This is a genomic window from Streptomyces sp. NPDC090077, from assembly GCF_044747545.1.
Lineage (GTDB): Bacteria > Actinomycetota > Actinomycetes > Streptomycetales > Streptomycetaceae > Streptomyces.
This window is the reverse complement of the sequence record NZ_JBIVEG010000002.1, coordinates 432,341-450,288: the sequence shown is the minus strand read 5'-3', so window position 1 is coordinate 450,288 and position 17,948 is coordinate 432,341. Positions and strand designations below refer to the sequence as shown.

Annotated in this window: 16 protein-coding genes; 5 read left to right on the top strand and 11 right to left on the bottom strand. The window is 74.0% G+C overall.

What is annotated here, in order from left to right:
* Positions 1-39: 39 nt before the first annotated feature.
* Positions 40-2,199: an MMPL family transporter gene (locus ACIPW5_RS06230; RefSeq protein ID WP_401241047.1), complete on the bottom strand. Its 2,160-nt coding sequence runs from the start codon at positions 2,197-2,199 to the stop codon at positions 40-42.
* A 136-nt stretch (positions 2,200-2,335) separates the two neighbouring features.
* Between ACIPW5_RS06230 and ACIPW5_RS06225 the strand changes: the two genes are divergently transcribed.
* On the top strand, positions 2,336-2,827 hold the full coding sequence (locus ACIPW5_RS06225; RefSeq protein WP_401241045.1) for a MarR family winged helix-turn-helix transcriptional regulator: 492 nt from the start codon (positions 2,336-2,338) through the stop codon (positions 2,825-2,827).
* Positions 2,828-2,896: 69 nt separating this feature from the next.
* Positions 2,897-5,044 (top strand): hypothetical protein, encoded by a 2,148-nt coding sequence (locus ACIPW5_RS06220; protein ID WP_401241043.1) that lies wholly within the window; start codon positions 2,897-2,899, stop codon positions 5,042-5,044.
* Between the two features lie 125 nt (positions 5,045-5,169).
* Here the strand turns inward: ACIPW5_RS06220 and ACIPW5_RS06215 are convergent, their stop codons facing one another.
* Complete coding sequence (locus tag ACIPW5_RS06215; protein ID WP_401241040.1) at positions 5,170-6,867, bottom strand: WG repeat-containing protein; 1,698 nt, start codon at positions 6,865-6,867, stop codon at positions 5,170-5,172.
* A 164-nt stretch (positions 6,868-7,031) separates the two neighbouring features.
* On the opposite strand from ACIPW5_RS06215, the gene ACIPW5_RS06210 reads away from it, so the two are divergent.
* Complete coding sequence (locus ACIPW5_RS06210; RefSeq protein WP_401241037.1) at positions 7,032-7,694, top strand: hypothetical protein; 663 nt, start codon at positions 7,032-7,034, stop codon at positions 7,692-7,694.
* 28 nt (positions 7,695-7,722) lie between these two features.
* Here the strand turns inward: ACIPW5_RS06210 and ACIPW5_RS06205 are convergent, their stop codons facing one another.
* The 3 genes from ACIPW5_RS06205 to ACIPW5_RS06195 form a co-directional block, all read right to left on the bottom strand.
* A complete protein-coding gene (locus ACIPW5_RS06205) occupies positions 7,723-8,070 on the bottom strand; it encodes a hypothetical protein (protein WP_401241034.1) in 348 nt (115 codons plus the stop codon).
* Between the two features lie 189 nt (positions 8,071-8,259).
* Complete coding sequence (locus ACIPW5_RS06200; RefSeq protein WP_401241032.1) at positions 8,260-8,769, bottom strand: nuclear transport factor 2 family protein; 510 nt, start codon at positions 8,767-8,769, stop codon at positions 8,260-8,262.
* A 14-nt stretch (positions 8,770-8,783) separates the two neighbouring features.
* The gene (locus tag ACIPW5_RS06195; protein ID WP_401241031.1) at positions 8,784-9,524 is read right to left on the bottom strand and encodes an SDR family oxidoreductase; all 741 of its coding nucleotides are present in this window, start codon (positions 9,522-9,524) and stop codon (positions 8,784-8,786) included.
* 151 nt (positions 9,525-9,675) lie between these two features.
* Here ACIPW5_RS06195 and ACIPW5_RS06190 point away from each other — a divergent pair, with 151 nt between their 5' ends.
* Positions 9,676-10,503 carry a helix-turn-helix transcriptional regulator gene (locus ACIPW5_RS06190; protein ID WP_401241028.1) on the top strand — a complete coding sequence of 276 codons (828 nt, stop codon included), beginning with the start codon at positions 9,676-9,678 and terminating at the stop codon, positions 10,501-10,503.
* A gap of 23 nt (positions 10,504-10,526) precedes the next feature.
* Here the strand turns inward: ACIPW5_RS06190 and ACIPW5_RS06185 are convergent, their stop codons facing one another.
* On the bottom strand, positions 10,527-11,033 hold the full coding sequence (locus tag ACIPW5_RS06185; RefSeq protein WP_401241025.1) for a hypothetical protein: 507 nt from the start codon (positions 11,031-11,033) through the stop codon (positions 10,527-10,529).
* Between the two features lie 151 nt (positions 11,034-11,184).
* Positions 11,185-11,769, bottom strand: a complete 585-nt coding sequence (locus ACIPW5_RS06180; RefSeq protein WP_401241434.1) for an SUKH-4 family immunity protein — start codon at positions 11,767-11,769, stop codon at positions 11,185-11,187.
* Positions 11,770-11,958: 189 nt separating this feature from the next.
* Between ACIPW5_RS06180 and ACIPW5_RS06175 the strand changes: the two genes are divergently transcribed.
* Positions 11,959-12,732, top strand: coding sequence for a glycosyltransferase family 2 protein (locus ACIPW5_RS06175; RefSeq protein ID WP_401241023.1), 774 nt, complete (start codon positions 11,959-11,961; stop codon positions 12,730-12,732).
* Here ACIPW5_RS06175 and ACIPW5_RS06170 read toward each other — a convergent pair.
* From ACIPW5_RS06170 to ACIPW5_RS06155, 4 genes are all read right to left on the bottom strand, one after another.
* Complete coding sequence (locus ACIPW5_RS06170) at positions 12,729-14,501, bottom strand: hypothetical protein (protein ID WP_401241021.1); 1,773 nt, start codon at positions 14,499-14,501, stop codon at positions 12,729-12,731. The genes ACIPW5_RS06175 and ACIPW5_RS06170 overlap by 4 nt on opposite strands.
* 19 nt (positions 14,502-14,520) lie before the next feature.
* The gene (locus ACIPW5_RS06165) at positions 14,521-15,264 is read right to left on the bottom strand and encodes a 2OG-Fe(II) oxygenase (protein WP_401241018.1); all 744 of its coding nucleotides are present in this window, start codon (positions 15,262-15,264) and stop codon (positions 14,521-14,523) included.
* Entirely contained in the window at positions 15,261-16,259 is a 999-nt protein-coding gene (nadE, locus tag ACIPW5_RS06160) for an NAD(+) synthase (RefSeq protein ID WP_401241016.1), read from the bottom strand. The genes ACIPW5_RS06165 and nadE overlap by 4 nt, the downstream gene beginning before the upstream one ends.
* A gap of 548 nt (positions 16,260-16,807) precedes the next feature.
* The gene (locus ACIPW5_RS06155; protein WP_401241013.1) at positions 16,808-17,878 is read right to left on the bottom strand and encodes a hypothetical protein; all 1,071 of its coding nucleotides are present in this window, start codon (positions 17,876-17,878) and stop codon (positions 16,808-16,810) included.
* Positions 17,879-17,948: the final 70 nt, after the last annotated feature.

The window sequence follows — 17,948 nt, the reverse complement described above, 5'->3', positions numbered from 1 at the left end:
GGGAAGGGGTCCGGGCGGCCGGTGGCTGTCACCCCAGGATCACCCGGTTCGCGTCGGGGGGCCCGTGTGCGCGGGAGCGTTCAGGTCCCCGCGCGCGGTTTCGGGGCGGCCGGGCCACCAGAAGCGGCGTCCGGTGAGCAGGACCAGGGCGGGGACGAGGACGGTGCGGACGAGGAGGGTGTCGAGGAGGACGCCGATGCCGACGATGACCCCGATCTGGGTGAGGGTGATGAGGGGCAGGACTCCGAGGACGGCGAAGACGGCGGCGAGGAGGATGCCGGCGCTGGTGATGACGCCGCCGGTCGAGGCGAGGGCCCTCAGGACGGCCCGTCGGGTGTCGTGGCCGGCGAGGGTGTCCTCCCGGGTGCGGGCGATGAGGAAGATGTTGTAGTCGACTCCGAGGGCGACCAGGAACAGGAACGACAGCAGCGGGACGTTGGTGTCGAGGGCCGGGAAGTCGTAGACCGTCCGGAAGAGGAACCAGCCGGCTCCGAGGGCGGCGAAGTAGGAGGTGATGACGGTCGCCACGAGGAGGAGGGGGGCGACGAGCGCCCGCAGCAGGACGGTCAGGACGAGGAAGACGATGGCGAGGACGAGCGGGACGACGACCTCGGTGTCGCGGGCGTTGGCCTGCGCCGTGTCGTAGGCCTCGGCGGTCTGGCCTCCCACGAGGGCGTCGGCGCCGGGAACGGCGGCGACCGCGTCGCGGAGGTCCTCGAGGGCCCGGTCGGAGGCGTCGGTGCCGGGGGACGCGGTCAGGACGACGTCGGCCCGGGCGTGGCGGGCGGTCGCGGGGCCGGCGGTGACGGAGGCGACTCCGGGGACCCGGCGGGCCGCCTCGGCCACCTGGTCGCGGGTGGCGGGGGTGGAGAGGAGGGTGAGGGGGTCGGCGGATCCGGCGGGCCGGACGGCCGCGAGGGTGCGTGCGCCGAGGACCGCTTCGGGTGTCTTGCGGAAGGATTCGTCCTGGGCGAGTCCGGTCTGCAGGGTGAGCATGCCGGAGGCGAGGGCGAGGAGGACAGCGGTCCCGGCGACGGCGACCCGGGCCGGCCGCCCGGCGACGTACCGTCCGATCCGGGACCACAGGCCGCCGCGGTCGGCGGTGACGGGTTCTCCGGTCCTGGGGACCAGGGGCCAGAACAGCCAGCGTCCCGGCAGGACGAGGGCGGCCGGCAGGACGACGAGGCCGAAGAGCATCGCGGTCAGGATGCCGACCGCGCCCGCGAATCCCAGGCCCCGGTTGCCGGTGAGTTCGGCCGTCAGCAGGGTCAGCAGGCTGAGCACCACGGTGGTGCCGCTGGCCAGGACCGCCGGGGCGGTTCCGCGCCAGGCGCGGGCCATGGCCGTGAACCGGTCTTCGGTGAGGTGGAGTTCGTCGCGGTAGCGGGAGACCAGGAGCAGCGCGTAGTTGGTGCCGGCTCCGAAGACCAGGACGGAGAGGATGCCAGCGGCGGAGGCGTCGACCTGGACGCCGGCGTGGGGTGCGAGGACGCCGACGAGGATGCCGGCCGTGCGGTCGCCCGCACCCACGACGAGGAGGGGGACGAGCCACAGGACGGGGCTGCGGTAGGTGATCAGCAGCAGGACGGCGACCACCGAGGCGGTGGCGAGGAGGAGGTTGGTGTCGGCTCCTTCGAAGACCTTGGTGATGTCCGCGCGGTACGCGGGGCCGCCGGTGACCTGCGCCTGGAGCGGTGCGGTGAGCCCGTCGGAGGCGGTCCGGCGGATCCGGTCGACCGCCGTGGTGTTCTCGCTGTCGCCCGCGCCGGTGGGGAGGAGCACGGCGACGGTGGCGACGGTGGGGTCCGGGTGCTGTGGCCGGGCGGCCTGGGGGGCGAGGCCCAGGGCGCCGAGTGCCACGGACCGTTCGGCGATGAGGCGTTGCTCGGCTTCGCCGAGGGGGCTGCCGTCCTCGTTGCTGTAGACCACGATCGCGGGGGCGGCCGCGCCGTCGGGGAAGGACGTGAGGGCCTCGGCGACCCTGGCCGACTGCGCGGCCGCCGGGAGGGACGTGCCGGTGGACTCGGTGGTCGTGGCGTCGGAGGGGCCCAGACCGAAGGCCGCGCCCAGCCCGAGGACCGTGAGGAGCAGCACGAGGCAGGCGAGGCGGCGGGGCTTCTTCGGCCTTCCGGGCGTTCCGTCCGCCGGGGCGGGGGCGGGGGCTGGGCGCGGTGGACGGCCGGTCTGGGAACGTGACACGGAAACGCACCTTTTCGTTAAGTAGCTTAGCGATTTCTACCGTGGCAGAATCCTGGCCATGGCGCAACACCTCCCGGAAAGCACCGGAACACCTCACTCCCCCGGGCGACAGCCGGCGGCCGGGCCGGGCGCCCCGGTGAGCGACGAGCTGTCCGAAGCCCTCAGGGAGGTCCTGACCCTCACCCAACTCGCCCGGGGCGCGCTGGCCGAGCGCCTGGCGATGCCGCTGACCAACGTCGAGGCGGTCGAGCACGTGGTGATGGCCAGGGCCGCCGGAGAGCCGATCGGCCCGGTGGAGCTGTCGCGCCGGCTCGGGGTCACCAGCGCCGCGGGCACCCAGTCGGTCAACCGGCTGGTCTCGGAGGGGCACCTCACCCGCGCGGCGCACCCCCGCGACGGCCGCCGCCAGGTCCTCGACGTCACCGAGAGCGGCCTCGACCACGTCATGGGCGAACTCGCACCCCTCCTGGCCCTCCTCTACCAAGCCGGTCGGGATCTCGACGACGCGGAACGGGCCGCCGCCTCCCGCTACCTCCACCAGGTGGCCCGGGCCTACCGCTCGTACCTCGAAAGGCCGGGCCCGCCGAGGACGCAGAGCCCCGCGGACCGGCACGAGGGGCGGCCGTAGCGCTCACGGACGCCAGGGGGCGCGCCCCGGCCCCGGTGGATGTCAGTGGTCCCTGTGAAGATCACGGCCATGGACCTCCGCACCGCCCTCGCCGGGCTCGACGCCCACCCCTGGGCCACCGTCGACCACGCCTACGGCCCCGCCGAAGACCTGCCCGAGCTGCTGCGCGCCTTCGCCGAGGGCGGTGAGGATTCCGAGGAGGCCCTGGAGGAGCTGTACAGCTCGATCGTGCACCAGGGCACCGTGTACGCGGCCAGCGTCGACGCCGCCCCGTACCTCGCCCGCATCGCCGCCTCCGGCCGGCAGACCGTCGACGCGCTCCGGCTGCTCGGCTGCCTCGCCGGGAGCGAGGACGAGCACGACGTCGAGCCGGGCGCCGTCCGGGCCGCGGTGACCGCCCAACTGGCGCTGCTCGTACCACTGCTGGCGGACGAGGACGCCGCCGTACGGCAGGCAGCGGCCTGGACGGCCGGCACCACGCAGGACAGCAGCACGGCTCTGCCCGCCGTCCGGGCCCGACTGGCCGCCGAGACCGAACCCACCGTCCGGGCCGAGCTCCTGACCGCGTACAGCCGGCTGGACCGGGCCGGCGCCGCCGCCGAGGCCCGCGCCCTGCTCGGCCCGGACACCCCTCCGCCGCTGCGCCTGGCCGCCCTGTTCGCCGCCCTGGGCCCCGAGCAGCCGTGGCTCGCCGCGCACCGAGACGCCCTCCTCGGCCTGCTGCCCGCACGGGAGACGGCAGCGGCCGGCTACGCGGACGGGCACCGGGATCCGCTGGGCTCCATCGTCGAGATCCTGCTGGGGCGGGACACCGACGCCGACCGCGAGAGCGCCTTCGCACTCCTCGACGTCGCGCTGCGCGACGAGCGCCCCGCCGTGCGGGCCGAGGCCCTGTGGGCGGCCGACCGCGCCTGCACCCTGTCCCGCAGCGCCCCGCAGCGGCTGGTCCCCGCCATCGCCCCGCTCGCCGCCGACCGGACGGCCGCCCGGCTGCTGGGCAAGCTCGGCCCGGCCGCTGCCGAGGCCGCGCCCCTCCTGGCCGAACTCGCCGCGCAGCCGGACGACGAGGCCGCCGACCAGGCCCTCGCCGCGCTCGTCCTGGTCGCGCCGCAGACCGCCGCACCGCTGCTGGCCCGGGCCCTCGGCCGGCGCCCGTACGCCCTGCAGTACGCCAGCGGGTCCCACGCCCCCGCCGACGCGCCCTTTCCGTACGACCCCGAACTGCTCGCCGCGGTCCGCACCCGCCTGGCCGCCAAGGCACTGGAGCGCCCCGAGGAACGCAAGGAATGCGGCTGCCCGACGACCGCGGACCACAACGACACCGCCAGGCTGGTCCACCTGCTCAGGCTCTGGGGCCCCCGGGCCGCCCGGGCGCTGCCCGAACTCTGCGCCGTGCTGCCCCGGTTCCACCACGCCGCCACCGCCCTCACCTCCGTCGCCGCCGGCCTCGGACCGGAGCAGCGCGAGCAGGCCGCCACCGCCCTGCGCGCCGACGCCGGGACGCTGTCCGTGGCCCGGGCGCTGCACGAGCTGACCGGCGAGACCGGGCCGCTGTTCGCCGCCGCCGAGGCGGTACTCGCCACCGGAGTGCGCGGCTGCGTCGAGGGCGCCGACGCCCTGGCCGAACTCGGCCCGGCCGCCGCCCGCACCGCCCCGGCCCTGCGGTCGGCCCTCGGCCGCGCCGTCGACCGCGACACCACGGCGGAGGCCGACACCGACCTCGCCCTGGCGCTCGCCCTGTGGCGGATCACCGGCGAGGCGTCCGAGGCCGTCCCCGTGCTGGCCTCGGTCCTCGACCGGTGCGAAGACCTGCCGTGGTCCCGCTGGACGACCGTCCGTGCCGCCCGCGAGGCCGCCGTACTCGGCCCGGCCGGCCGGCCGCTGACCGACCGGCTCCACGCGCTCCTCGACGACCCGGCCCAGGCACCGTCCGCCGTCCTCGGACTGCTCGGCGTCGCCGACCCGGCGGTCCTCGACCGCGCCCGGCTCGCCGAGGCGGTGCTGCACGCGGCGGAGACCCGCGCCGACCCCAAGGGCGCCGCCGAGGCCCTGCGGGCGCTCGGCCCCGCCGCCCTGACGCCGGAGCAGCAGGACCGGCTGGCCGCGCTGGCCCGCGGGGACCGCCGCCTGGCCGTCCACGGGTTCGACCACACGATGATCCGCGAGGACGAACAGCTGCGTGCCGCGCTGACGTCCGTGCTCGACGCCATCGGGTGAGGTGCGGGCCGCGCGTGCGGACCCTGCCGGTTCCGCGCTGCCGGCTGCCTGCGGTGCGTCGTCGCCCACGGCTTGCGGGTCGTGCGCGGCGGGGCCGTCGGACGCCGGTCAGGGGGACGGCCGGGTCAGGCCTCGACGACCGCCAGCCAGATCTGCAGGTCCCAGTCGCCGTCGCCGTTCTGGCAGTACTGCTCCAGCACCAGGTGCCGGCCCTCCACCTCCCAGGTGAGCGAGCTGTTGCCGTCCCCGCTGCGCAGGCAGTGGCCGGCGTGCGGGAGCGGATCGCCGTAGCGGGCCCGCAGGCGCTCCTCGACGGCGTCGTGGATGCGTGCGAAACCGGCCTGTGCGTTGTCCTCCAGGAAGGGGTACTCGGCGAGGCGCTCGGCGGCCAGCCAGGTCTCCGCGAGGACGCGCAGCGCGCCGTTCTCGGTGCACTCCAGGTCGTACGCGTCGAGGTCCTCCAGGTCGTACGCGTCCTCCCGGCGGTCGAAGATCAGCGAGCAGGGGTAGAAGCGGCGGGCCGGGGCGTCGAGCAGCTGCCGGACCAGCGGCTCCGGGTCGCCCTCGTACACCGAGGGGTCGGCGTAGGCGCGCGGGTCGCCCGACAGGTACGGCACCTCGGCCGCGAAGGTGCCGGGCCCGGCGGTGCCCCGCCAGAGCGGCCGGCCCTGCGCGTCGCACAGGAGGACGGCGCTGCCGTCGGGGGCGTCCACGGCGGTCCGGCACAGGTCGCGGCCGTCGCGGCCCACGTGCGCCACCTCCCCGCCGGCCGTCAGGAAGGGCGCCAGCCCGTGGCCGCCGTCGAAGCCGACGACCCAGCCGTCGGGGTCGGTGAGCGGCTCCGGGTGTGCGGTGGCGGTGAAGGAGCCGTCCGCGCGGAGCACGCCCCACGCCCCCTCGTCCTCGGAGCGGGCGACGGCGGCGCCGGCCCCGTCGAACCGGTCGGCCCACTCGTACGCGGGCTCGATGGCCCAGGCCCCGGCCGCGTCGCGGAAGCCCGTGCCGTAGCCGTCGCCGGCCTTGAGCAGGCCGCAGCGCAGGACGTCGTCCATCTCCCCGTCGCGGGTGACGACCCGTTCGCCGCGGGCGTCCACGAAGGCGAGGAACGTGTCGCCGGGGGTGCCGCCCACCGCGTACGCCAGACCGTTCTCGTCGTAGGCCTCCAGCAGGCGGAAGCACGGTTCGACGACCCACCCGCCCGTCTCGTCGACCAGCCCCCACAGCTCCCCCACCCGCACGGGCGCCGTGCCGGCCGCGTTGAAGGGGCGGGCCCCGTCGAAGCGGGTGGGGAACGCGGACCGGCCCTGGCGGTCGAGGTACCCGCAGCTGCCGTCCGCCAGCCGGACGGCGCCCAGGCCGTTCGGCCCGAACGCGCCCGCGGCCTGGTGGCCGCCCGTGACCAGGCGGCCCGTCAGGTCGGCGTACCCGGCGCCCTCGCCGGTCCGCACGGCGGCGAACCCGTGCCGGAACGGGGCCGCTTCGGTGAACCGCGCCGCGATCACCCGGGCGCCGGTGGCGTCGGCGTAACCCCAAAGCCCGTGTTCCCGGAAGCGGGAGAGCCCGGCGCCGTCGAAGTCGGTGGCGTGTTCGAGGCCGGGCTCGACGATCCAGTGCCCGCGGTGGTCCAGGTACCCCCAGGACCCCGCCAGGTCGGCTGCCGGAGCCGTCCAGCCGCCCGCGCCGTCCGCGTGGAACGCCCCGACGGCGCGCAGTTCGGGCGGACGGACAAGGGAGCCCGCCGGGCCGACGAGTGCGAACCGCCGCCCGAAGGGCTCGGCGCCTTCGACGGGGACGGCGTGGGGTATCGGCGGGTCGGTGTGCATGGCGCTGCTCCTGTCCGGGCCCGACGTGCGGAACGGGCCGAGGTGCCCAGCCTAACGAGCCCGTCGGGGCGGGCTTGCGGGCTTGCGGGCTTGCGGGCTTGCGGGCTTGCGGCCTTCCGGGGCGGCGCGGTCGATGTCAGAGCGGTGCCCTACGGTCGGGCCGTATGACCACTCTGATCATCTACGCCGGTGAGGGCAGACCCGGCGCCGCCGTCACCAGGATCGGCGGCGTGCCGTTGGGCGTTCCCGGGGCGGTGTGGCCGACGTGCGCCGAATGCGGTGGCCCGCTGAAGTTCCTCGCGCAGTTCCGGCTGGACGAGTCCGGTGCGGCGCTCGCCGGTACCGGCCGGCCGCGGGCGCACGCCCACCTGCTGGCGCTGTACGCCTGTCAGAACCGCATCGGGTCCTGCCAGGACTGGAGCGCCACCTCCGGAGCCAACGCCGCCCTGCTCCTTCCGGCCAGGGGCCTGCGCCGCATCGCACGGCCGCGGGGCCGCTCCGTCGACCCCGAGAAGCTGTACCTCGGCGCGACCCACGCCGCCGAACCGTACGCGGCCGCCGAAGCGGACTACGACCGCGCCTGCGCTGCCTGGGAGGCCCGGACCGGCCGGCCCCGCAAGCACGTACTCGGGCAGCTGGGCGGCCCACCGGCCTGGCTCCAGTACGACCGCACCCCGGCGTGCCCGGACTGCACCGAGCCGATGCGGCCGGCCGTCCAGTTGCAGGAGGGACCCGACCCCATCACCGCCATGAACTTCGGCACGGGCCGCGGCTACGCGTTCACGTGCCTGCCGTGCGGCGAGGCGGCGTTCCTCTGGCAGTGCTGACGGCCCGCCGCTCCCGTTCCACGGCGCGCTAGCGCACGCTCCACGCGCTGACCGCGGAGAGCGGGATGCGGAAGTACTCGCCCAGGATGGAGGGCAGGCTGCTGGTGCCGGATATCAGCTGGCAGCCGCGGAGGTTGAGGAAGGCCGGCGGGTAGTCGGGGACCGTGTCGGCCTCGCGGTCGAAGTCCTCGGCGAAGCGTTCGTCGGGCAGGCCCGCGTCGCCAAGGCGTCCGGCCACGTCCGTGGCCCAGCGCCGGTGGGGGGTGAGGCGGCCTGCGATCACCACGCCTTCGGTGGCGATGGTGATGCGGGGACCGTCGCCGTTCATCTCGGTGCGGTTGATCAGGTCGGTCAGCAGGTCGTCTCGTGTGGTCACACCCGGATCCTAGTGATCATGCCGGAGGGGGTGGCACTCCGGTCGGAGGGCGCGATCCACGGGCTGGGGCGCCCGACGGCGGTGGGTGCGGGCAGCGGCCGACGCTGGACCGGCACTTCTGGATCACATCTCGGATGGTGACCCGTGCCTGCGCAGCGTCGGCCTCCCGACCGTTCGATCCGCCCGGGCTCACGGCGATCGGTGCGGCCCCGGCCCCGTTGCGCGGCCTGCGAAGGCCTCCGGGGTGGTGTCCGGGCCGCCGGTGGTCCATCGGACTCCGAGCCGCTGACGGGTCACGAGCCAGCCGCGCCGCGGGTCCCGGCGGAACTCCCAGTCGTAGGGCCCGCCGATGGAGTACGGGGCGGCGTCCGAACCGGGGGCGGTGACGGCCACGAACCACATGTAGCCGCTGCCGACGGCCCGGGAACCGGTTGCGGTCACCTCGACGTGCAGGTTGAGGATGTGGTGCTGCATGCTCACGAAGGACGCCTCGGCCTCCTCCACCCGTGCCCGGATCGCCTCCCTCCCCCGGATCGGTCCCCACGGCCCGAAGTCCAGCTCGGCGTCCTCGGCCCAGCAGGCGGCCCAGGTGGCCCAGTCCTTGCGGTCCAGGGCCCGCCACCCGCGCAGGAGCAGGCTGCGGAGCGCCGCCTCGTCCTCCAGCACCCGCAGCCGGCGCGCCAGGTCCTCGTACGTCACGCCCGGGTCGCCCGTCACTGGGCGCTCGCGGCGGGACGGATCACGAGTTCGTTCACGTCGACGCCCGCCGGCTGGGAGACGGCGTAGGCGATGGCGTCGGCGACGGCCGCGGCGGGCAGGGCCACGGCCCGGTAGGCCTTCATCGCTTCCCGGGCCTCCGGGTCGCCGATGGAGTCGGCGAGTTCGGACTCGGTCACCCCGGGGGAGACGAGGGTGACGCGGATGCGGCCGTCGGCGCATTCCTGGCGCAGACCCTCGGAGATCGCGCGGACGGCGAACTTGCTCGCGCAGTAGACCGCCGCCGTCGGCGAGACCTCGTAGGCCCCGACGGAGGCGATGTTCACCAGGTGACCGCCGCCCTGCGCGCGCATCACCGGCAGCGCGGCGGCGATCCCGTGGAGCACGCCGCGGACGTTCACGTCGAGGGTCCGGTCCCACTCCTCCACCCGGAGCGCGGCCAGCGGCGAGAGCGGCATCACGCCCGCGTTGTTGACCATCACGTCCAGCCGGCCGAAGCGCTCGCGGGCGGCCGCCACGAAGGCGTGCACGTCCGCCGCGCCGGTGACGTCCAGGGCTCGGAAGGACGCGCTCCCGCCCTGCGCGACGATCTCGCGGACCAGCGCGTCGAGCCGGTCGGTGCGCCTGGCACCGAGGAACACGTGATGGCCGTCGGCCGCGAGGCGACGGGCGGTCGCCTCACCGATGCCGCTGCTCGCACCGGTGATGGCGACGACCTTGGCTTCTTCCTCTGTCATGTGCTGTTTCCTCTCGACGACGGGGCACGGCCGGCCCGGACCGGGTCGGCGTCATCGAGTCTGTGCAGCCGGCGGCCCGCCTGCCAGGACGGGTGTTGCCCGGGTGTACCGCACCCAGGCAACACCCGGCCCGACCGCCTAACCTGACCGCATGTCCGACAACCAGCTGGGGGAGTTCCTGCGCGCCCGCCGCGCGGCGCTGACCCCCGAACAGGCCGCTCTGCCCAGCCACGGCAGGCGCAGGGTCAGCGGGCTGCGCCGCGAAGAGGTCGCCTTCCTGGCCCGCATGAGCGCCGACTACTACACCCGGCTCGAACAGGGGCGGGAACGCCGTCCCTCCCCGCAGATCCTCGACGCCCTCGCCCGCGCCCTGCGCCTGGAGCCCGACGCTCGGACCCACCTGCACCAGCTGGCCGGAGCCCACCTGCCCGCGCCGCCCGCCCCCGTGGACCACCGGCAGGTCGGCCCCTTCCTGCGGCAGATGCTGGACGGCTACACGGCCGCCCCCGCGTTCGTGATCAACCGGACCCTGGACGTCCTGGCCGCCAACGCGCCGGCCCGAGCCCTCTACGCGCCCTTCGCACCGGCCGACAACCTGGCCCGCATGGTCTTCCTGGACCCCGCGGCACGGCGCTTCCACACCCGGTGGGCCGAGACGGCGGAGTCCGTCGCGGCCCACCTCCGCCACACGGCGGGCCTGGCCCCCGACAGCGCGGCCCTGCGCGACCTCGTCCGGGACCTCAGCGCCCGGAGCGCGTACTTCGCGGACCTGTGGACCACCCACACCGTCCGGGCCAAGTCCTCGGACACCAAGCAGTTCCACCACCCCGACGTCGGTCCCCTGACCTTCGCCTACCAGGCCTTCGACGTGTGCGCGTCCCCCGGCCTGCAGCTCGTGGTCTACCAGCCCGCCCCGGACCCCGCCACGGCCCGGGGCCTCGCCCTCCTCACCGCCCGCCGGCCCTCCGCGGTGGGGTGACGGTCGCCACTGCCGGAGACGGGTCAGACGGCGACGGCGGTGAGGTGGTAGGTCGTGTCGACCCGGAAGCCGTCGGTGGTGGCGCCCTTGACCTCCAGCACGTACTGGCCCGGGATCAGGGGTGCCGTGCCCGCCCAGATCCCCCACGCAAGATGCGTGCGGAGCCCCACGGGGAAGGGCGGGGCGGTGAACTCGCGCAGGTCGAGTGGAGCCCCGTTGAGGAAGGCCTTCGCCTCGGCCACGTCGAGCTTCAGCGGCTTGCGGGAGTACAGCTTGGTGTGCTGGATGTTCAGCACGGGGAAGAACAGCGGCCGGTCCGAGGGGACTTCGCAACGACGGACCACGCGGCCGCCGTAGGTACCGGCGAGGAACCAGAGGTCGTCGGGCTGTTGCCAGCCGGCGTGCTCACCGGTGGTGTCGGACACCGGGCTGCGGTCCTCCGGGGCGGACAGGGCCCACTGCCACCAGCGTCCGGCCAGGACACCGCCCTCCCGGTCACCGATCTGCCAGGCCCCACCGTTCGTCGCCATGCCTTCCACGGCCTTCACCCTCCCCGGGAGCAGTCGTGCGGTCCGACTGGTCAGTCGGTCGAACCCTACGCCGTCGTGCCGGGCGGAGAACGGGGAGGGTCGGGGGCTGCGGTCGTCGTCGCCGTCGTCCCGATCCGGATCCGGATCCGGATCACAGCATGGGGTACGAATCCAGGAAGAGGGTCCAGAACCCGCTCCTGAACGGCAACGGGTCCCAGCGCTCCATGCCCTCTCGGACGATCTCCTCCACCGCGGCCCAGTCGTGGGGGTTCGGGCGCTCGTCCGGTCCCGGACGTTCCACCCGGAACTTGTAGACCAGGTAGCCGAGCGAGGAGACGTCGCCGTGGACCAGTTCGTACTCGATCTCCGCATCGGGGTCCGCGGCCCAGATCGTGCCGTCGCCAAGGTGGACGTAGACGACCGCCTGGAAGAGGAAGCCCAGCGGCTGCAGCCTCCCGACCGGGGTGTCGACGGGCAGGGCGTCCAGATCCTTGGCGAAGGCCGTCGCGGGACTGGCCGGATCCCGCTCGGCCAGCTCTTCGAGGATGCGGAACAGCCCGCCGGAGTACGGGATCCCGACCTCCGTCACGAAGCGCGCCCCGTCCCCCTCGGGCCAGATCCGCGCCGCGGCGTCCAGACGGAACCTCAGCAGGTCGCCGGGAGCGGACCCTTCGACGACCAGGGGCCATTCGATCCCGACGAGCACGTGCCGTCCCTCTCCCCATGCGTCCGACACCGGTACCCGGGCCTGCTGCCCGGTCACCGTCGGCGCTTCCGCCGCCGCGTGCGGAGGCGGACGTACCCATCATTTCATCCCCGTCCGCCGATCACGGTTCCGACGGCCCCGGCAGGCCGCACGGCGGCTCCTGCTCGGCCGTGGTGCTTGAATGAGGGGGTTGTTCCTGTTCCGGCAAGGAGAAGTGCTGTGCCCCTGGTCTCTGTCGTGATGCCCGTGTACAACTCGGCGGCGACCCTCGGCGCGGCCGTCCGGTCGGTACTCGCCCAGACCCACGGCGATGTGGAGCTGCTGGTCACCGACGACCGGTCCTCGGACGGCTCCATGGAGCTGCTCGCCGAGTTCGCCCGGCAGGACGAGCGCGTCCTGCCGGAGCGGGCGCCCGAGCAGGGCGGCGCCGGTCGGGCCCGCAACCGTGCGATCGAGCGGGCCCGCGGGGACTACGTCGCCTTCCTCGACAGCGACGACATGTGGCTCCCGGAGAAGACCGAGAAGCAGCTCGCCTTCGCCGCCGAGGCCGCCGCGCCGCTCACGTTCACCTCGTACTTCAAGATGGACGCCGACCACGGCGGCGAGAGCACCGACTGGGTGCCCAACGGGCGCGTGGTCCGCGCGCGCGACCACGTGGACTACCGCGCGATGCTGGTCCGCGACCACATCGGAGCCCTCACCGCCATGTACGACCGCAACGCCCTGGGCACGCGGCTGATGCCGGAGATGCGCAAGCGCCAGGACTACGCCCTCTGGCTGTCGATCATGCGGGACGGCGCCGACGCCCGCGGTCTGGCCGAGCCGCTCGCGGTGTACAGGGCCCACCAGGCAGGGTCCCTGTCCTCCAACAAGCTCTCGCTCGTCCAGTACAACTGGTCGCTCTACCGCGAGCACGAGCACCTGTCGGTCCCGCGGGCGACGCGGGCGCTGGCCGGTGCCGTGTGGCAGTCGGTGCGCAACTCCCGTATCTAGACGACGTCGTGCGCGAGCGGCTGTTCCCGGCACGGGGCGGGGTCAGGCGGTGCGTTCCTCAGCATCTGACGGACGTCCGATCCCCCGGAGAAGGGAAGTTCCGCGATGCGGCTCCGGTACGCGTCGCACACGGACGACAGGCGTACTCCGTCCCGGTACCCGAGGCCGTGCAGGAACTGGCGCACGGCGGCGGACGCGTCGCCCACGCGCAGGCCCGTCCTGCCGAAGAAGACCGCGTTCGCCGCCCAGATCCGGGAGCCCAGGTCGCGCACCTCGGTCGGGGGGATGGAGGCCCGTGAGGTGAGATCGACGAAGGGCGGCAGGTAGGGCACCCGGGTGATGGCACCGTCTGCCTGCTGCACCACCAGGCCGCTGTCGTCGGCGCCGACCAGGAGGTCCCGCAGGTCGATGAGGTCCATCGGCCGGGGGCCGTCCGGCGTGATCTCGGACATCAGGGAGACGGTGTGCGCCACCTCTATTCCGGCCCGTTCGAGCAGCGCCGAGGCGTACTCCGTGCTGGCGCCCGTCCAGATGTCGTCGTCCATCAGGACGACCGACTTCGCCGAGATCTCCGCCACCTGTTCGCTCGGGGCCGGCCATCCCGGACGCGCCACCATCGCGTGCGGGCGCAGCTGGCCGTCGGAGGGGAAGAACAGGCGCGAGATCCCCAGCCGGTGGGTCGCGGGGGTCGACGGGTCCAGCGAGACGACCGTGTGCTCGGCGCAGAGCCGCGCGGCCACGTCCCGCTGCTCCTCGTGGTCGAGGAGATCGAGACGGACGGGCCGGCCCCCCGGGCCGTTGAGGGCGGCCCGGATGCCCGTCAGCACGCCGTCCCTGAACTCGGCCAGGGCGGGTTCGAGGACGTCCGCGGGAACGGACGCGCGCCAGCGCCGGGCGGCCCAGGCCAGGTCGTCCCGCACCGCGTACCGGCGTGGGGCCCGGGTGTCGGCGCCGGCGCCGGGCCGGCCGGGGGGATCGACCGTGGTGGAGGCGGCTGCGGTGGCACGGAGTTTCGTGGAGGACATGAAGGCCGATCCGGGAAGGGCGGGACCGGTGAGAACCCTTCTCGTGCGCAGGGCGGACGCCATCCCGGGGTCGTCGAGGACTTCGGCCACCCGGCGTTCGTGGCCCCCTCGTGCGACGATGACGCACCGGCCGCGGCGGGCGAAGCACCGCGCGAACTCGGAGTTGTCGGCCCCGACGACGAGCGCGACGTCGCACGCTTCGTCCCATGTCCGGCGGAGATGGTTCTGCAGGCGCAGGAGGACCGTCGTGAAGTTGACCGGGTTGGCCACCCACTGGGATTCCCAGGGGCAGGCCGTGATCCAGTCGTACGAGGACGTCTTCCGGCGGATGAGTGCGAGCCTCTCGTCCGCGGGAAGCGCCTCGGGGCCCAGCTTGGCCGAGACGTAACGGTCGTGACTGGGTGAAAGGTAGGCTCCGGCGACGTGGTCCCCGTTGGCTTCGAGCGCGCGGCGTGCGCTCAGGAGCATGTCCAGGTGCCCCTGGTGCAGCGGTGAGAACGCTCCGGTGGCCAGCAGGACCACCGGGCGGGCGTGGTCCGGACTCCTGGTCAGCTTGTGGGTGGGCGTGCAGAAGAAGGGGGTTCCGGTCGTCTCGTGCAGGTCCGCCCGGGTCGATCCGTCGTCGAAGTAGCCGGTGATCCGGAGCATCGGTTCGCCCCACTCCGCGAGCACGTCCCGGTAGAAGGGGTCCCGGCGTGCGCGAGCGGCTCGGGCGGGCACGGTCATCGGCGGCGGGAGCACCACGCGCTGCCGTTCCCTCGTTCTAGTGGGCGTCTGACGGTTCATAGAGCACATCGGTTCTGAGGATGGTCTTCGCGCCCTCGGCCAGGGGGGCCGAGTCGTGGAGGGTGCGGTGCCAGAAGAGGAGCGCATCGCCCGGTTCGGGACGGTGGGCGGCCAGTACCTCGTCGGGCTCGGCGGTCCGGGGCCAGTCCGCGAAGTCGCGCTGCGCGAAGGGCAGGTCCTGCTGCCGGTCCGCGATGAACCGCGTCTCGCCGCCGGTACCCCGGTAGGACAGGTAGAGGACCACGGACAGGAGCGTGCGGGACCCGTCCGGGGCGAAGTAGGGCGCGTCGTAGTGCGGTACGAGAAGCCCGCCACGCTCGTACCTGATGAACCTCATGCGCGGGTTCACCCCGATCGGGCGCCACGCCCTGCCGTCCGTGTCGGTCGGATCGTCGGGGCCCGCTTCGAGCGACAGGCACGACTTCAGCCGCCGGTAGAGCTCTGCCGCCAGGGCCGTGGAGTCCGCCGTGGCGCGGAAGGAGCCGATCTGATCACCCTGCGCGTAGTGCGCGAGGATTCCGTCGCGGCCCGTGGGGACGAAGCGCCGGGCGGCGAGCTCGGCGTTGAGGAGTCCGGTCTCGGAGGGGGTGAGGAAGTTCCTGATCACCTTGGCGGGGGTTCCGGGAACCTCCGCCGCCTCGGGAGCCCATGAGTCGTCGGCCGCGATGCCGCACACCGTGCCCGCGGAAAGGGTGAAGGGGTTGACCGCCGTTCCCGTCATCGTCGTCCCTCCGTCCGGGCGCATTCGGTTCCGTGGGTCCAGCCGCCCGGAACGGCGGCGGGCAGTACGTTGAGGTGCACGGCCGGGCTGCCGACCTTGTACTTGTGTGCGTTGAAGGAGTGGAGACGCTCCAGGCGCGCGGCCAGCTCGTCGAATTCGAGGCGGGCGGCCTCGGGCCACGGGGCCCGGCGCGATTCCCTCTGGGCGGCCGGGGCCGTGAGCCAGTCCAGGTAGAGCTCGACGAAGTCGTACGAGGTCCCGAAGACCGCTTCGTCGGGGCGCCCGTCGAACATGTCCCCGGTGGGAACGGCGTCGATGACGGAGCGGGGCAGCCCGAGGTGGCGGGCGACCGCGTACACCTCGCTCTTGTGCAGGTCGCTGATGACCTGGAGGTCGACCATGGCGTCGGACGCCTTGCCGAAGAAGCCCAGGTAGGCCCCTTCGTCACGATTGGTCGTCCCCAGCACGACCGGGGAATGGCCGAGCTCGGAGAGCGTGCTGGCGGTGTAGTAGAAGGCAGGAGTCCGTATGTAACTGGCCAGTTGCCCCGAGGCCCAGTTCGCACCGGGTCGCTGCAGATCCGCGTCCACTGCGCTCTTGAGGGTGGCATGCGCCCCGGTCAGGTCCACCACCACGGGGGCGAGGTCCAGGGAATCGCACACCTCGCGACCGCGGGCCATTCCCTCGGTCTGCCCGGTGGCCGCGGAGGTGTCGTTGATCGGAGCGAGCACCGGAACGATCTTCACCAACGGCGAGTCCGGGCTCCTGCGGGCAGCTGCCGCGATGGCCAGCACGACGGCCGAGTCGACGCCGCCGGACATGCCCACGACCGCGGCGTCGAGGCCGTTCCGCCGCAAGTATCCGTTCAGGACGCGGCACTTCTCCCCGACGTACGCCGCCGCGTCGAACGCCCGGAGGGAGCGGACCTCCGACAGGTGGGCGGAGAGGGCGGGGTGCAGGACGGAGGACGGGGGCGGCGGACTGGCGTGGCGCATGGGACGTTCCTAGCGGGGCGGGTGGCGCGGGGGACGGGTCGTGATCGCGTCATATCCGCACGGCCTGCTGCGGATCGGGACGCCCGGCGCCGCGCGACGGGTGGAGGGCGCGAGGACGACGTGCGGTTATCGTCATCATGACGAGAATAAACGGAGGGGCACCTCAAGGCAAGCCGCGCCCTGCCGGCGGGACCCGTCTCCGGATCTCGGCGCACCACGGGGAACGACGCAGTCACGGCGTCGCCGGTTCGACCAGGACTGCGGGTGCCGCCAGGAGTTGACGTTGAGGGGGGACGCCCCCGGCTTGTGGGACGGCCGCAGCCGTCGCGGATCAGGGCGGTCCGGGCGCCTGCGGCCCCGAAGGCCCCGGCCGTGGGCGGTCGTCCGCGCGGGAGGGCTGCGCCGCTGCTCGCCCGGGAGGAACTCCGGGTCGACGGGCGTGCCGGGCGACAACGTTGTCGCGCGCCGGAGCGACCCCGAGGGCGATCACGGGGTCAGCCCGCAGTGCGGGCAGGCCCCCTTCCCCTCCGGTCTCGTCGTACCCGGCTTCAGGGGCGGCCCGAGTGGAGGGCCGCCAGGCCCCGGGCGTGGTCGAACGCGGCTGCGGCGTCCCGTGCGTCGGTCCAGGGAGCGGCCCCGCACCATCCGCCGATGAGCCGGAACTGCGCCAGGGCCTCCGCGAACCGCCCCGTCTTGACGAGGACGGCGGCGTACAGGTGGCGTATCGCGGGGAGCCGGCGGTCGTCCGGACGGGCCTGCTCCAGGTCGGCCCGGACGCCGGCGAGCGCGGACTTCGTGACCCAGGTGCGGTAGGCCGCGTCGCCGTCCTGGAGGGTGGCTTCGTACACGGCGTGCAGGTAGACGCCGGAGAGCAGGGTCCCGGGCGGGGCGGACGCCGCCGCCTGCCGGGCGAAGTCGAACATCAGCCGGTGGGAGCCGTGCCACTTCGCGCACCAGTACTGGAGTGCGTGCCAGTGGGCGTCGTAGTGCTGCGGCGCGCGGCTCGTGACCTCGCTCCACAGGCCGCGGAACTCGTCGTGGGAGAGCCCCAGTCCACGCGAGGCGGCGACCATGGTGACCCAGGGGGAGGGATCGCGCGGTGCCAGCCGGGCCGCCTCCCGGGCCGCGTACAAGGCGGTCGGCAGCAGCTCCCTGAACAGTGCCACCTGCTCGGCGGAGGTCTGGTCGATGGTCTTCTCGCCGCGCGCCGCCCAGGCGCGGAGCAGCAGGGCGTGGGCGTGGACGACGACGGGGTCCGCGTGCTGCGGCTGCTTGGCGCGCCAGATCCGCAGCCAGTGCTCGTCCTCCACGGCCAGGTCCGCGAACACCTCGACGAGCCGCCAGCGCTCCTCCCAGTCCTGGCGTTCCGCGGCGTCCGCGAGGAGTCCGGCCGCGGGCTCCCACGCGCCGCGCAGGGCGGCCTCGACGGCGGAGTGCAGCGCGGGCTCGTCCCGGGGCGGTCCGGAGCGCCGGGCGTCGAGCCGCTCGCGGGGGACGAGGCCGTAGGCGGCGGCGTCGAAGTTGCGGGCCTTGCGGTTGCGGACGGCGAGGCGGGTGGTGTTGACGATCGCCCAGAGGAGGACGAGCAGACCGACGGCGGGGATGACGTTCGTGAGCACGAAGCGTCATCATTCCTGGTCAGGATCACGAAAGGCGAACGCTGCGGCAAAGTACCGGACTCGTTTGCGG

Coding starts and splice junctions, on each gene's coding strand:
- ACIPW5_RS06220 (WP_401241043.1), top strand. CDS start 2,897: ATGGACCTCCGCACCGCCCTCGCCGGGCTCGACGCCCACCCCTGGGCC.
- ACIPW5_RS06215 (WP_401241040.1), bottom strand. CDS start 6,867: ATGCACACCGACCCGCCGATACCCCACGCCGTCCCCGTCGAAGGCGCC.
- ACIPW5_RS06210 (WP_401241037.1), top strand. CDS start 7,032: ATGACCACTCTGATCATCTACGCCGGTGAGGGCAGACCCGGCGCCGCC.
- ACIPW5_RS06195 (WP_401241031.1), bottom strand. CDS start 9,524: ATGACAGAGGAAGAAGCCAAGGTCGTCGCCATCACCGGTGCGAGCAGC.
- ACIPW5_RS06190 (WP_401241028.1), top strand. CDS start 9,676: ATGTCCGACAACCAGCTGGGGGAGTTCCTGCGCGCCCGCCGCGCGGCG.
- ACIPW5_RS06185 (WP_401241025.1), bottom strand. CDS start 11,033: ATGGCGACGAACGGTGGGGCCTGGCAGATCGGTGACCGGGAGGGCGGT.
- ACIPW5_RS06165 (WP_401241018.1), bottom strand. CDS start 15,264: ATGACGGGAACGGCGGTCAACCCCTTCACCCTTTCCGCGGGCACGGTG.
- nadE (WP_401241016.1), bottom strand. CDS start 16,259: ATGCGCCACGCCAGTCCGCCGCCCCCGTCCTCCGTCCTGCACCCCGCC.